Origin of the sequence: Salmonella sp. SG203 (genome assembly GCF_013350575.1) — a bacterium.
GTDB lineage: Bacteria > Pseudomonadota > Gammaproteobacteria > Enterobacterales > Enterobacteriaceae > Salmonella > Salmonella enterica.
The window spans coordinates 79,237-94,735 of sequence record NZ_SNMT01000003.1 but is presented as its reverse complement, the minus strand read 5'-3'; the positions used below and the strand labels follow the sequence as shown (position 1 = coordinate 94,735).

Sequence of the window (15,499 nt, the reverse complement as noted above, 5' to 3'; positions counted from 1 at the left end):
CCGGCAAGGTAAGACTGGCTTTTCAACACTGGAGCAACATCGCCTATGCCTTTGAATTAGACGCCTCATCAGGGATAATAACCTTACGATTCGTCCGCTCAGGTCCACTATGAAACACTCCCTGCCATGCCGGGCGTTACGCAAACGCCCCATGAAACTCGGCACTACCGTCATTCTGATGGTCAGCGCCGTTTTGTTTTCGGTGCTCGTTGTGGTCCATCTGATCTATTTTTCGCAAATCAGCAGCATGACGCGCGACGCGCTGGCAGATAAAGCGCTGGCGGTGGCTCGCTCGCTGGCGGACTCTCCGGCAATTCGCGAGGGGCTGAAAAAACCGCCAGCGGAAAGCGGCATTCAGACGCTCGCCGAAGCGGTGAGCCAGCATAATGGCTTTTTGTTTATTGTGGTGACCAACATGCAGGGCATCCGTTATTCGCACCCAGAAACGCAGCGAATCGGTCAACCGTTCAAAGGCGATGATATTCTGCTCGCGCTGCAGGGAAAGGAAAACGTTGCCATTAATCGCGGCTTTCTTGCCAAAGCGCTGCGCGTTTTCACACCGGTTTATGATGAACATCACCGGCAGATCGGCGTGGTAGCGATTGGCCTGGAACTCAGTCACGTTACGCAGCAGATCAACAATAGCCGCGGCAGTATTATCTGGTCCATTCTGTTCGGCGCTCTGGTGGGGTTATTAGGCACGTATGCGCTGGTCAAGGTGCTAAAACGTATCCTGTTTGGCCTCGAACCCTATGAGATCTCAACCCTGTTTGAACAACGCCAGGCAATGCTGCAGTCAATCAAAGAGGGCGTTATCGCCGTGGATGATAGCGGCGAAGTCACGTTAATTAACCATGCGGCGCAGGCGCTGCTCGATTATCGAAAAACGCAGGATGACGCCAGATTATCCACCCTGAGTCATGCCTGGTCGCAGGTGGTGGACATTAGCGAAGTGTTGCGTGACGGTACGCCGCGCCGCGATGAAGAGATCATCGTCAAAGGCCGCCTGCTGCTGGTGAATACCGTTCCGGTGCGCAGCAACGGCGAAATTATCGGCGCGATATCCACCTTCAGGGATAAAACAGAAGTTCGCCAACTGATGCAGCGGTTGGACGGGATGGTGAACTACGCGGATGCGCTCCGTGAACGATCCCACGAATTCATGAACAAATTACATGTGATTCTGGGATTATTGCACCTGAAGAGTTATAAGCAGCTTGAAGCGTATATTATCAAGACGGCCAATAACTATCAGGAAGAGATCGGTTTGCTGCTGGGTAAAATAAAGTCGCCGATTATCGCTGGCTTTTTGCTCAGTAAAATTACTCGCGCCTCTGATTTCGGGCACAGCCTGGTGATAAGCAGCGACAGCCAGTTACCGGATAATAACAATGAAGATCAGGTTACGGTGCTGATTACGGCGCTGGGTAATTTGATTGAAAACGCGCTGGAAGCGTTGAGCCAGGAATCCGGCGGCGAAATCAGCGTCTCGTTACACTACCGTCATGGCTGGCTGCATTGCGAAGTGAGCGATGACGGTCCGGGTATCGAACCTGAGCGCATCGAGGCGATTTTTGAAAAAGGCGTCTCGTCGAAAGGCGCCGAACGCGGCGTCGGTTTAGCGCTGGTTAAACAGCAGGTTGAAGCGCTTGGCGGCGTAATTTCCGTGGAGTCCGAGCCTGGGATCTTCACACAATTTTTTGTACAGTTACCCTGGGATGGAAAAAGGACCAGCCTATGATCAATGTATTAATTGTCGATGACGATGCGATGGTCGCGGAGTTAAATCGCCGCTATGTCGCGCAAATCTCCGGTTTTCATTGTTGTGGAACCGCTTCGACGCTGGAAAAAGCGAAAGAGTTTATCTTCAACAGTGAAAATCACATTGACCTAATCCTGCTGGATATCTACATGCAGCAGGAAAACGGATTGGATCTGCTGCCTGTCCTGCACAGCGCAGGCTGCAAAAGCGACGTTATTGTCATTTCTTCTGCCGCTGACGCCGCCACCATTAAAGATTCGCTTCACTACGGCGTGGTGGATTATCTGATCAAGCCTTTTCAGGCCACGCGCTTTGAAGAAGCGTTGACCGGCTGGCTACGTAAGAAAACGGCGATGGAAAAACGCCAGTATTACGAACAGTCTGAGCTTGACCTGCTCATTCACGGTAATTCATCCAGCGAGCAGGAGCCTCGTCGGCTACCAAAAGGGCTGACGCAGCAAACGCTACGCACCTTATGTCAGTGGATTGATGCGCATCAGGAGCAGGAATTTTCTACCGACGAGTTGGCCAACGAAGTGAATATCTCGCGCGTCTCCTGCCGTAAATATCTCATCTGGCTGGTGAATTGCCATATCTTGTTTACCAGTATTCATTACGGCGTGACCGGCAGGCCGGTTTACCGCTACCGCGTTCAGCCGGAACATTACTCTTTACTGAAACAATATTGTCAGTAAGGATACCGCATAAAGCCGACGCGAAGCGTTATATCCTGGTAACATTTATTATAACAATGCCAATAAAAACGCTATCACATTAATAACAAACCTGGGAAATTGTGTCAGATCAAATATACTCACCCCAGGCCTGTTAACGTTATTTTCTATTATTACAGCGCTCTGCGCTGTTTTTAATTTCAAAACGCTAACAAAAGTTAATTAAGTATTATCCCATGCCGAGAGTGTGTATTTTTATTAAAAAAGGGATTTGTCCGGAATTTTCCTGACACTTAAATAAAATTATGTTTGTAGCAATGGAGCTTGTGCTACGCCTATGGACAATACGTATATTGGTGAGCAGATACGCGTCTCCACACGCCATACTAATAATTTAAAAAAATGGCGTGACAATGATCACATAAGTCACATTCTGTTCGATTTATCTCGTGATTTACCTGATGGCGAGACACAAAAATTAAATAATAAACGCCTGTTTTTAAAACAGACAAATCATAATTTACTGCTCTCGCTGACTCCACCTGCCCATCGCCAGAGGGTACGCCCCTCTGAACATCACTATCGCAAGAAAATAATTACTTAAAGCAACTCTGTAAAAAGCTTAATCGTTAATCGTCGCCACTGGCGCATTGAATATTCGCCATTTCCTGATGCTCATTCACACAAATCAGAAGATGGCTGTGATCCATTTATCAAAATTGACTGGGTTTATCGCGAGGATAAATAAAAATGTTATTTAGTATACAGCTTCTCATAATATTAATATGTCTGTTTTATGGTGCCCGAAAGGGCGGGATCGCGCTCGGGTTGTTGGGCGGTATCGGTCTGGTCATTCTGGTGTTTGTTTTCCATCTCCAGCCAGGTAAACCGCCCGTTGACGTAATGCTGGTCATTATCGCGGTAGTCGCCGCGTCGGCAACGTTGCAGGCGTCAGGCGGACTGGATGTGATGTTGCAGATTGCCGAAAAGCTGCTGCGCCGCAACCCCAAATACGTCTCTATTGTGGCGCCGTTCGTCACCTGTACCCTGACGATTCTGTGTGGGACAGGCCACGTGGTCTACACCATTTTGCCGATTATCTATGACGTGGCGATCAAGAATAATATCCGTCCGGAACGTCCAATGGCGGCCAGTTCTATCGGCGCGCAAATGGGCATCATCGCCAGTCCGGTTTCCGTCGCCGTGGTTTCTCTGGTAGCGATGCTGGGCAACGTGACATTTGACGGAAAACATCTGGAGTTCCTCGATCTGCTGTCGATCACCATCCCGTCTACCCTGCTCGGTATCCTGGCAATCGGTATTTTTAGTTGGTTCCGCGGTAAAGATCTGGATAAAGACGAAGCGTTTCAGAAATTTATTTCCGTACCGGAAAACCGTCAGTACGTGTACGGCGATACCGCGACGCTGCTGGATAAAAAACTGCCGAAAAGCAACTGGCTGGCGATGTGGATCTTCCTGGCGGCGATTGCCGTGGTCGCTCTCCTGGGCGCGGACTCCGACTTACGTCCAACCTTCGGCGGCAAACCGTTGTCGATGGTGCTGGTCATTCAGATGTTCATGCTGCTGACCGGGGCGCTCATTATCATCCTGACCAAAACCAATCCTGCGTCTATCTCAAAAAACGAAGTTTTTCGTTCCGGTATGATTGCGATTGTCGCGGTATACGGGATCGCCTGGATGGCGGAAACCATGTTCGGCGCGCATATGTCGGAAATTCAGGGCGTGCTGGGCGAAATGGTCAAAGAGTATCCGTGGGCCTATGCCATCGTTCTGCTTCTGGTCTCCAAGTTTGTTAACTCCCAGGCGGCGGCGCTGGCGGCGATTGTTCCCGTCGCGCTGGCTATCGGTGTCGATCCGGCGTATATCGTGGCCTCTGCGCCGGCATGTTATGGCTACTATATCCTGCCGACCTACCCAAGCGATCTGGCGGCGATTCAGTTTGACCGTTCCGGCACAACCCGTATTGGCCGCTTCGTCATTAACCACAGCTTCATTCTGCCGGGTTTGATTGGCGTGAGCGTCTCCTGCGTCTTTGGCTGGATCTTTGCCGCAATGTACGGATTCCTGTAATGGCCGCGCGCGCCGCCCGGTTATGCGCGGCGCGCGACTTAGAGCCTGGCCCGTGAGGCTCTTAATACATTTTCTTACTATTAGGCTGGAAGCACATGTCGAAAAAAGAGTTTATCTATCAGGCGCCTTTCCCGATGGGAGAGGACAAAACAGAGTATTATCTGCTCACCTCCGATTATGTCAGCGTCAGTGAATTCAATGGAGAATCTATCCTCAACGTTGAGCCGCAGGCGTTAACATTGCTGGCTCAGCAAGCCTTCCATGATGCGTCTTTTATGCTCCGTCCTGAACACCAGCAGCAAGTCGCCGCCATTCTCCATGACCCCGAAGCCAGCGAAAACGACAAATATGTGGCGTTGCAATTCCTGAGAAACTCCGAAATCGCCGCCAAAGGCGTTCTGCCGACCTGCCAGGATACCGGCACGGCGATTATCATGGGTAAAAAAGGCCAACGCGTCTGGACGGGCGGCGGCGATGAAGCCGCGCTCTCCAAAGGCGTGTTTAATACCTATATCGAAGATAACCTGCGCTACTCGCAGAACGCGCCGCTGGATATGTACAAAGAGGTCAATACCGGCAGCAACCTGCCAGCGCAAATCGATCTCTATGCCGTCGACGGCGACGAGTACAAGTTCCTTTGCGTGGCGAAAGGCGGCGGTTCAGCAAACAAAACGTATCTCTATCAGGAGACCAAAGCGCTGCTCACCCCAGGCAAGCTGAAAAACTTCCTCGTTGAGAAAATGCGCACGCTGGGCACCGCGGCCTGTCCGCCATACCATATCGCCTTTGTCATTGGCGGCACCTCGGCGGAAAGCACGCTGAAAACCGTTAAACTCGCCAGCACCCACTATTACGACGCGCTGCCGACGGAAGGTAACGAGCACGGCCAGGCATTCCGCGATCTCCACCTGGAACAGGAACTGCTGGAAGAAGCGCAAAAACTTGGCCTCGGCGCCCAGTTCGGCGGGAAATATTTCGCCCACGATATTCGCGTAATTCGCCTGCCGCGTCACGGCGCTTCCTGTCCGGTGGGGATGGGCGTCTCCTGCTCGGCAGACCGTAACATCAAAGCGAAAATCAACCGCGAAGGCATCTGGATCGAAAAACTGGAACACAATCCGGGCCAGTATATTCCGCCAGCACTGCGTCAGGCGGGCGAAGGCGACGCGGTAAAAGTCGATCTCAACCGTCCGATGAAAGAGATCCTCGCCCAGCTATCGCAGTACCCGGTCTCGACTCGCCTGTCGCTGACGGGCACCATTATCGTAGGTCGCGATATCGCCCACGCGAAGCTAAAAGAGCGTATTGAATCCGGCGAAGACCTGCCGCAGTATATTAAAGACCATCCCATCTATTACGCAGGTCCGGCAAAAACCCCGGCAGGTTATCCATCTGGCTCATTAGGCCCCACCACCGCAGGCCGAATGGACTCTTATGTCGATCTACTGCAATCCCACGGCGGCAGTATGATCATGCTGGCGAAAGGCAACCGTAGTCAGCAGGTCACGGATGCCTGTAAAAAACATGGCGGCTTTTATTTGGGCAGTATCGGCGGCCCGGCGGCGGTACTGGCACAGCAGAGCATTAAGCATCTGGAGTGCGTCGAGTATCCGGAACTCGGCATGGAAGCTATCTGGAAAATTGAAGTAGAAGATTTCCCGGCCTTTATCCTGGTGGATGACAAAGGCAACGATTTCTTCCAGCAGATTGTCAGCAAACAGTGCGCTAACTGCGCGAAATAACCTGGCAGGCCCGGCGTTCTCCCGGGCCGCGTTATCGGTTAATTGCCGGATGGCGCTACGCTTATCCGGCTTATCCGGCCTGCACGAGAGAACATGCTCACGCTTTTACATCGCTGGTCGCTACCACAGAAATCGCCGGGCTATCCGGCTGTTCGACGAATGGCGGCGTTTTCCGGTATTTATCCAGCAGGTGGATCTGAATCTTGCGCAGCATGTCGCCATTCAAACGGTAGTAGCGGAAGTAGAGAACCAACGTCATCATGAAAAACAGTACCGGCAGGACAATCATAATAAACTGCATCCCCTGCAGGGTTTGCGCAGACTGCGCCACGTTCGGCGTGTAGCCAATCAGCCCCAGCACCAGAGCGATAAAGAACGCCGCAAACGCCGAGCCGCCCTTCACGACCATCGTCTGTACGGAATAAGCGATACTCTCGCAGCGAATATTGAGCTTAAATTCCCCATAATCGACCGTATCCGCCACCATGATCACCTGAAGCACCCAAAAGAGCGCGGTCCCGATATTCAGGAAAATACCCGCCGCCACGATTAAAGCGGCATTATGGACATCCGCCAACGCCATCGCGAAGAGCCCTGCGCAACTCAGAACGGGCATCACGGAAGCGCCCGCCCACAATATCCGCCGCGATAACATTTTCACCAGCCGGGGGAAGACAATCAGCGTCAGCAGATTCGCCGCGCCGGCGTAAGAAAGGTAATAGGGAAAAAGATCGGCATCGCCAATCACATAGGTGAAGTAGTAGATCGCAAAGCCATTGATAATATTGGAGGCAATGTTATACGCCAGCGCCATTCCCAACAGGCAAGAGAGCTGATCGTTTTTGTATATCAATCCAACGATCGTTTTTAACGTCAGATGTGGGCGGCCCGCCGTTACACCGTTGTCGGAGGAGTACACCTCATGGACGTTGCGTAATGTCACGATAGTCGAGGCGATAAAGAACGCAATTAGCACCAGCGTAAACATCTGAAAGCCGAACCCACGATCCGCTCCGCCAACGTAGTTCACAAACGGCAGCGTTATACCGGCAGTGACGAAGCCAGCCAGACTGGCGAAGAAACGCGGGAACGGCACCAGTTGTTCGCGTTCTCGCTTATCAAGCGTAATGGTCGGCACCAGCGACCAAAATGGGATATCCATAATGGTATACGTCATGCCCCACAGGATGTAGGTTACGCAGACAAACACAACCTGCGCGGTTCCCTCAAAAAGATGAGCGCTGAACAGCAGGAAAAGCACCAGCGAATTGGTTAAGGTGCCGATCAATATCCACGGCTTAAATTTCCCCCACCGCGAACGCGTGGCGTTGACAATCCAGCCCATGATGGGATCGTTTATCGCATCCCAGATTCGCGCGACCAGAAAGAGGGTGCCGACGAGGCCGACCGAGAGTCCCACCACATCGGTGTAGTAATACATCAGGTACATATACACAATGCCGATGGCGAAATCCTTACCAAACGCACCGAACCCGTAACTCAGCTTTGTTGTCAGAGAGATGCTCATAGGGTACCGGGTCGCTGTTACCAGCGCCCGCCTTCTGTTAGTAGAGGTTAAACGCCGGATCTGCCGTCCAGCGCGGCTGGAGATTAACGGCGTAACCAGGCCGGAAGCCAGTCGCCATGCGCGGCGATCAGATCGTCAACCAACGCATAGATTTCTTCGATACCCAGCACCGCTGCGGTATGAGGGTCCATCATCGCCGCGTGATACACGCGATCGCGGTTTTCCGTGAGGATGGCTTCGGTCAACAGCGTTTGCACGTTGATGTTGGTCTGCATCATCGCCGCCAGATGGGAAGGGATCGTCCCCACCTTCGTCGGTTGAATGCCGTTGGCATCCACCAGACAAGCCACTTCCACGCAGCTTCCCTGCGGCAGGTTATCAATCAGCCCCTCGTTACGCACATTGCCGTAAATCACGCTCGGCTCGCCGGTCCACAGAGCGTTCATAATGGTGCTGGCGTACTCGCGGGACGGTTTGATGTCGATACGCTCGGCGGTTTTATACTCCTCCAGCTCTTTATGCCAGTTCGCCAGTTGTTCTACGCAGCGTTTCGGATATTCATCCAGCGGCACCTTGTAGCGCGCAATCAGATCTTCGCGTCCCGGTTTAATAAACCACGGCGTGTACTCGGCAAAATGCTCTGATGATTCGGTGACGAAGTAGCCCAACTTTTTGAACATCTCATAGCGCACAATGTTCTGGCAGCGTTCATTGCCGTGAATATTGGGCTTCGGCGCCTGTCCGGCGTCATAGGCCGCCAGCAATTCAGGATAGAGATTGACATAAGTCCCGTCAGCCGTTTTGCGCTCCAGTTCGAGGTAAAACGCCATGTGGTTAATGCCGGCGCAGCGGTAGCGCAGCGAGGTGGGATCGATATTCAGGTCGCGCGCCAGTTCTTCCGCCGTTCCCTGTACCGAATGGCACAGGCCGACCTGTTTGATATGCGGATAACGGGCATACATCGCCCAGGTATTCATCGCCATCGGGTTGACGTAATTGAGCATGGTGGCCTTCGGACAGACTTCCGTCATGTCTTCGCAAATCCGCCACAGATGCGGGATGGTCCGCAGCGCGCGCATGATGCCGCCCGGCCCCAGCGTATCGGCGATCGTCTGTTCCAGGCCATGACGCTTACAAACCTCAAAATCGGTCACGGTGCAGGGTTCATAGCCGCCAATCTGAAAGGCGACCACCACGAAATCCGCATCCTGTAGCGCCGCTTTCTGGTGGGTATGGCAGGTAATCCGGCCAGAAGCGCCCGCTGAGTCCATCAGTTTCCGTACCACAATGTGCGACTCTTCCAGCCGGGTTTCGTCAATATCCATCAGGGCGACATGCGCTGACTTTAGCGCCTCGCGGTGAAACACATCGCCGAGGATATTTTTGACGAAAATCGTAGAACCTGCGCCGATAAAGGTAATTTTGGGTGCCGTCATCATGACTCTCCAGAACAGTAGTGAACACCTTCATGGTGGCACGCGTTCCCGGTGAAAACCTCCGTCTTCCCCGATGAGCATTCCCGAAAACTCAGATCGTATGCTGGCGCGCGGGAGATCTGAGTTTTTGGGACAAAATGGCGTAAAAAGCAGAGTATTCGGCCTGATAGTCAGGCTACGCTCTACAATATCGACGGATTCTGTGTCCGGATTCCCGGTTTCCTCCCGGCTAAAGGGGCATAATTCTGATAATTCAGGAAATGGAGTGACGATGAGTACGCAAGCAATATCCCTCCTCCCGCCCGACCCGCACATGTGCAACGGCGATGAAAAGCAAACCCGTAGCCCGCTGTCGCTCTATTCCGAATATCAACGACTGGACGTTGAACTGAGGCCGCCGCACAGAATGGCCAGCAGTCACTGGCATGGACAAGTAGAAGTGAATGTTCCGTTTGACGGCGATGTGGAGTATTTAATCAACAATGAAGTCGTGCAGATAAAGCAGGGGCATATCACCCTGTTTTGGGCCTGTACGCCACACCAGCTTACCCGCCCCGGCAACTGCCGCCAGATGGCGATTTTCAGTTTGCCGATGCACCTGTTTCTCTCCTGGCCGCTGGATCGCGATCTTATCAACCACGTCACGCACGGGATGGTGGTTAAATCACTGGCGACCCAGCAGCTTAGCACCTTTGAAGTGTTGCGCTGGCAGCAGGAAACAAGCAGCCCGAATGAGCAAATTCGCCAGTTGGCGATCGATGAAATCGGCCTGATGCTTAAACGCTTTAGCCTTTCCGGCTGGCAGCCCATTTTGCTCAATAAAACATCACGCACCCACAAGAATAGCGTCTCACGCCATGCGCAGTTTTACGTAAGCCAGATGCTGGGATTTATTGCCGATAACTACGATCAGGCGCTAACCATTAACGACGTCGCGGAGCATGTCAAACTCAATGCTAACTACGCGATGGGGATATTCCAGCGGGTTATGCAATTGACGATGAAGCAGTACATCACGGCGATGCGCATCAATCACGTACGTGCCTTATTGAGTGATACTGACAAAACGATCCTCGATGTCGCTCTGACTGCCGGGTTCCGATCCAGCAGCCGTTTTTACAGTACTTTTAGCAAATTTGTCGGTATGTCGCCGCAACAATACCGCCAGCTAAGCCAGCAACGACGCCAGACGATGCCCGGCTAAAGCCGGATACCACTATCAGCCAAAAAAATAATTCACCTGTCGATAAACGGCGGGTGAAATCGCTCGCCATCAATAATTAACCCTTTGTTTATTAAACAATAATACTAATAACTGACCATTATTCCATCACTTTACACCCCCTATTTGACGGGGTAATACTTGCCCACGTCACATTCATACGGCGGGTCGGCAAGGCGTAAATTGCACGGCCTCCACAACCGGGTAAAAGATGATGAAAGTATTAATTGTTGAAAGTGAGTTTCTGCATCAGGACACCTGGGTTGGCAACGCGGTTGAGCGTCTGGCAGATGCCTTGAGCCAACAAAATGTTACCGTCATTAAATCGACATCCTTCGATGACGGCTATGCCATCTTGTCCGCGAACGAAGCCATTGACTGTCTGATGTTTAGCTACCAAATGGAACAACCGGATGAGCACCTGAGCGTCAGGCAATTGATCGGTAAGCTTCACGAGCGTCAGCAAAACGTGCCCGTTTTCCTGTTAGGCGACAGGGAAAAAGCGACGGCATCGCTGGACCGCGACCTGCTGGAGCTTGTCGATGAATTCGCCTGGATTCTGGAAGACACCGCTGACTTTATCGCCGGACGCGCCGTTGCCGCCATGACCCGGTATCGCCAGCAACTGTTACCGCCGCTGTTTAACGCGTTGATGAAATACAGCGACATTCATGAATATTCATGGGCGGCGCCGGGACACCAGGGCGGCGTCGGTTTCACTAAAACGCCTGCCGGTCGCTTTTATCACGATTATTATGGCGAAAACCTGTTCCGCAGCGATATGGGGATTGAGCGTACCACGCTCGGTTCACTCCTCGACCATACCGGCGCGTTTGGCGAAAGCGAGAAAAACGCCGCCCGCGTATTCGGTGCTGACCGCTCCTGGTCCGTGGTTGTCGGAACCTCCGGTTCTAACCGTACTATTATGCAGGCCTGTATGACGGATAATGATGTCGTTGTACTGGATCGTAACTGCCATAAATCCATCGAGCAGGGGCTGATCCTCACTGGGGCCAAACCGGTATATATGGTGCCAAGCCGTAACCGTTACGGCATTATCGGGCCAATCTACCCGCAGGAAATGCAGCCTGAAACCTTGCAGAAAAAAATCAGCGCCAGCCCGCTGACCAAAACCAAAGCCGGACAGAAACCGTCTTACAGCGTGGTGACCAACTGTACCTATGACGGCGTATGCTATAACGCCAAAGAGGCGCAGGATCTGCTGGCAAAAACCAGCGATCGCATTCACTTCGACGAAGCATGGTACGGCTATGCGCGCTTCAACCCGATTTATTGCGATCACTACGCGATGCGCGGCGAGCCAGGCGACCATAACGGTCCGACCGTGTTTGCCACCCACTCCACGCACAAACTACTGAATGCGCTTTCACAAGCTTCCTACATTCACGTCCGTGAAGGCCGTGGCGCGGTGAATTTCTCCCGCTTCAACCAGGCCTATATGATGCATGCCACCACCTCTCCGTTATATGCCATCTGCGCATCCAACGATGTGGCGGTATCGATGATGGACGGTAACAGCGGCCTGTCCCTGACTCAAGAGGTGATTGACGAAGCGGTTGATTTCCGTCAGGCGATGGCGCGTCTTTATAAAGAGTTTACCGATGAAGGCGACTGGTTCTTTAAACCGTGGAATAAGGACGTCGTCACCGATCCACAAACCGGTAAAACGTATGACTTCGCCGACGCGCCGGCAAAACTGCTAGCCACTGACCAGAACTGCTGGGTCATGCGCCCCGGGGAAACCTGGCACGGCTTTAAAGACCTGCCGGATAACTGGAGTATGCTGGACCCGATTAAAGTCAGTATCCTGGCGCCGGGTATGGGCGACGATGGCGAACTGGAAGCATCCGGCGTACCTGCTGCGCTGGTCACAGCATGGCTTGGCCGCCACGGTATCGTGCCGACCCGCACCACCGACTTTCAGATTATGTTCCTGTTCTCTATGGGGGTAACTCGCGGGAAATGGGGAACGCTGATCAACACGCTGTGCTCCTTCAAACATCATTACGACGCGAATACGCCGCTGGCGCAGGTGATGCCGGAACTGGTGCAGGATTATCCTGACACTTACGCGAACATGGGTATTCATGACCTGGGCGATAAAATGTTTGCCTGGCTACGTGAAAATAACCCGGGCGCCCGTCTCAACGCCGCCTATTCCACCCTGCCGGTTGCGGAGATTACCCCGCGCGACGCCTACAACGCGATTGTGAACAACAATATTGAAATGGTGGCGATTGAAAATCTACCGGGTCGCATTGCGGCGAACTCCGTTATTCCTTACCCGCCAGGCATCCCGATGCTGCTCTCCGGCGAAAACTTTGGCGATGAAAACAGTCCGCAGGTGGGTTACTTACGCTCACTGCAATCCTGGGATCATCACTTCCCTGGCTTTGAGCATGAAACCGAAGGCACGGAAATTATTGATGGCGTATATCACGTTATGTGCGTGAAAGCCTAATCACAAAGAGTCTTTTTTTTGAGGATGGCATGTATTCCCTGAGTATTGCTGCAAAACAATAATACTGTCATACCTTTTTGCGCGGGCCCCATCCCGCGCTTTTTTTATACAAAAATGACAAGTTTCCACTCGCGTACAACTTTTTGTACACCCTAATTCATCGTACAAATATTGTAATATTATTCAGGAAAGTTATTTTAGTGCAGTTTCAATTCATCACACAATTGACTCAGTCCCCGTTATCTCTCCCGTTTGGCGAGATCCGGTATTTTATGTTCATATTCCAGGAGTTCGGGTATGAGGATTTGCAGCAACGAACCTTGCATAGTGTTATTAACCGAAAAAGATACATGGTTACGAGTAAATGGTAAGGAGCCAATCAGCTTAAAAGCGAATCATATGGCCATTCTGGCTTGTGAAAATAACGTTATTGACATTTCATCATTAAATAGCGTGCTAGTAATACAAGTGAGTCGCAATAATATTAAAGACTATTTACAATTCCTGAATAAAGATCTCTCACACCTTCCCGTCTGGCAACGCAACGCCGATCCCTTATTGACCGCCAACTGTCTGACGCCGGATATCTTCAGGGTCGCCGCCCGCTACAGCGCGATGGAAGCACCGGATGAAATTGTTAGTGAACGTACCCGTGCGCTCCTTTTCACCGTTTTATCCCGCTTTCTTGACCACAAAAAATTTATTTCTTTGTTAATGCACATGCTACGCAGCCGCATCAGTGACAGCGTTTACCACATCATTCAGAGCGATATTCATAAAGACTGGAATCTGAGCGCCGTTGCCAGCTGCCTGTGCCTGAGTCCAAGCTTGTTAAAGAAAAAGCTCAAAAACGAGAATACCAGTTATAGCCAAATAATCACGACCTGCCGAATGCGTTATGCCGTAAACCAATTATTAATGGACGGAAAGAATATCTCTCAAGTCTCACAGCTGTGTGGGTATAACAGCACATCGTATTTTATTTCCGTGTTTAAAGAGTTTTATGGTATGACCCCCCTGCATTATGTTAGCCAACATCGGGAACGATCGGCTGCCTAATTTTTATACACTCAACGATAAGACACGATAATAGCAGCATTGGCGATAACCCGTCTCCGACATAATTCAGCGGCATTCTGAGGGGGTATGATACGACGTAATTTATCGTAACGAAGTCACCTTTTCAGGAGTCCAAATTATGTCTTCGGATGCTGATGCTCACAAAGTGGGCCTAATCCCCGTCACCTTAATGGTATCGGGGAATATTATGGGTTCAGGGGTATTCTTACTCCCTGCCAACCTGGCGGCCACTGGCGGGATTGCAATCTACGGATGGCTGGTCACTATCATCGGCGCCCTGGCGCTGTCGATGGTTTATGCCAAAATGTCGTCCTTAGATCCCAGTCCCGGCGGTTCCTATGCCTACGCACGCCGCTGCTTCGGGCCGTTTTTGGGCTATCAAACGAACGTGCTGTACTGGCTGGCATGCTGGATCGGTAATATCGCGATGGTCGTTATCGGCGTCGGCTATCTGAGCTATTTCTTCCCAATTCTGAAAGATCCGCTGGTATTAACGCTTACCTGCGTCGCGGTGCTGTGGATTTTTGTGCTGCTGAACATCGTCGGGCCGAAAATGATTACCCGCGTACAGGCCGTCGCCACCGTACTGGCGCTGGTGCCTATCGTAGGGATTGCGGTCTTCGGCTGGTTCTGGTTTAAAGGCGAAACCTATATGGCGGCCTGGAACGTGAGCGGCATGAATACCTTCGGCGCGATTCAAAGCACGTTGAACGTCACGCTATGGTCATTCATCGGGGTAGAAAGCGCCTCCGTTGCGGCCGGTGTGGTCAAAAACCCGAAACGCAACGTGCCTATCGCCACCATCGGCGGGGTACTGATCGCCGCCGTCTGCTATGTGCTCTCCACAACGGCGATTATGGGGATGATCCCCAACGCGGCGCTGCGTGTATCGGCATCGCCTTTCGGTGACGCGGCGCGTATGGCGCTGGGCGATACCGCAGGGGCTATTGTTTCCTTCTGTGCGGCAGCAGGTTGCCTGGGCTCTCTCGGCGGCTGGACGCTGCTTGCCGGTCAAACCGCAAAAGCGGCGGCGGACGATGGTCTCTTCCCGCCGATCTTCGCGCGGGTTAATAAAGCCGGTACGCCAGTGGCTGGGTTGCTTATCGTCGGCGTGCTGATGACTATCTTCCAGTTCAGCAGTATGTCGCCGAACGCCGCGAAAGAGTTTGGTCTGGTCTCCTCCGTGTCGGTTATCTTCACCCTGGTGCCTTATCTTTACACCTGTGCCGCGCTGTTGCTATTGGGCCACGGTCACTTTGGTAAAGCGCGCCCGCTGTATCTGCTGATCACCTTCGTCGCGTTTGTGTATTGCATCTGGGCGGTCATCGGTTCCGGCGCCAAAGAAGTGATGTGGTCGTTCGTCACGTTGATGGTGATCACCGCGCTGTATGCGTTGAACTACAACCGCATTCACAAAAACCCGTATCCGCTGGATGCGCCGGTTAAACAGGATTGACCACGTGTAGTTAATGTTATCGCAAC

The 15,499-nt window shown here is 52.2% G+C and carries 11 protein-coding genes; 9 read left to right on the top strand and 2 right to left on the bottom strand.

Annotated elements, in window-relative coordinates; translation table 11 throughout:
• The first annotated feature begins 109 nt into the window (after window positions 1–109).
• The 5 genes from HV477_RS06430 to fumA all read left to right on the top strand — a co-directional run bounded on the left by HV477_RS06430 (window position 110) and on the right by fumA (window position 6,269).
• On the top strand, window positions 110–1,741 hold the full coding sequence (locus HV477_RS06430) for a sensor histidine kinase (RefSeq protein ID WP_023137205.1): 1,632 nt from the start codon (window positions 110–112) through the stop codon (window positions 1,739–1,741).
• Complete coding sequence (gene dcuR / locus HV477_RS06425; RefSeq protein WP_000611307.1) at window positions 1,738–2,457, top strand: two-component system response regulator DcuR; 720 nt, start codon at window positions 1,738–1,740, stop codon at window positions 2,455–2,457. The genes HV477_RS06430 and dcuR overlap by 4 nt, the downstream gene beginning before the upstream one ends.
• A 316-nt stretch (window positions 2,458–2,773) precedes the next feature.
• Window positions 2,774–3,040 (top strand): hypothetical protein, encoded by a 267-nt coding sequence (locus HV477_RS06420; RefSeq protein ID WP_001576548.1) that lies wholly within the window; start codon window positions 2,774–2,776, stop codon window positions 3,038–3,040.
• A gap of 146 nt (window positions 3,041–3,186) precedes the next feature.
• Window positions 3,187–4,527, top strand: a complete 1,341-nt coding sequence (dcuB, locus tag HV477_RS06415) for an anaerobic C4-dicarboxylate transporter DcuB (protein ID WP_000899149.1) — start codon at window positions 3,187–3,189, stop codon at window positions 4,525–4,527.
• A gap of 95 nt (window positions 4,528–4,622) precedes the next feature.
• Window positions 4,623–6,269 (top strand): class I fumarate hydratase FumA, encoded by a 1,647-nt coding sequence (fumA, locus tag HV477_RS06410; protein ID WP_000037202.1) that lies wholly within the window; start codon window positions 4,623–4,625, stop codon window positions 6,267–6,269.
• Window positions 6,270–6,366: 97 nt separating this feature from the next.
• Here the strand turns inward: fumA and melB are convergent, their stop codons facing one another.
• Complete coding sequence (melB, locus tag HV477_RS06405) at window positions 6,367–7,797, bottom strand: melibiose:sodium transporter MelB (RefSeq protein WP_000028070.1); 1,431 nt, start codon at window positions 7,795–7,797, stop codon at window positions 6,367–6,369.
• Window positions 7,798–7,880: 83 nt separating this feature from the next.
• The gene (gene melA / locus HV477_RS06400; protein WP_020437593.1) at window positions 7,881–9,236 is read right to left on the bottom strand and encodes an alpha-galactosidase; all 1,356 of its coding nucleotides are present in this window, start codon (window positions 9,234–9,236) and stop codon (window positions 7,881–7,883) included.
• 268 nt (window positions 9,237–9,504) lie between these two features.
• Between melA and melR the strand changes: the two genes are divergently transcribed.
• From melR to adiC, 4 genes are all read left to right on the top strand, one after another.
• On the top strand, window positions 9,505–10,437 hold the full coding sequence (gene melR / locus HV477_RS06395; protein WP_079898747.1) for a transcriptional regulator MelR: 933 nt from the start codon (window positions 9,505–9,507) through the stop codon (window positions 10,435–10,437).
• Between the two features lie 232 nt (window positions 10,438–10,669).
• On the top strand, window positions 10,670–12,937 hold the full coding sequence (gene adiA, locus HV477_RS06390; RefSeq protein WP_001542850.1) for an arginine decarboxylase: 2,268 nt from the start codon (window positions 10,670–10,672) through the stop codon (window positions 12,935–12,937).
• Window positions 12,938–13,234: 297 nt separating this feature from the next.
• A complete protein-coding gene (locus tag HV477_RS06385; protein WP_001217074.1) occupies window positions 13,235–13,996 on the top strand; it encodes an AraC family transcriptional regulator in 762 nt (253 codons plus the stop codon).
• Window positions 13,997–14,135: 139 nt separating this feature from the next.
• Window positions 14,136–15,473: an arginine/agmatine antiporter gene (gene adiC, locus HV477_RS06380; protein WP_000093130.1), complete on the top strand. Its 1,338-nt coding sequence runs from the start codon at window positions 14,136–14,138 to the stop codon at window positions 15,471–15,473.
• The last annotated feature ends 26 nt before the right edge of the window (window positions 15,474–15,499 follow it).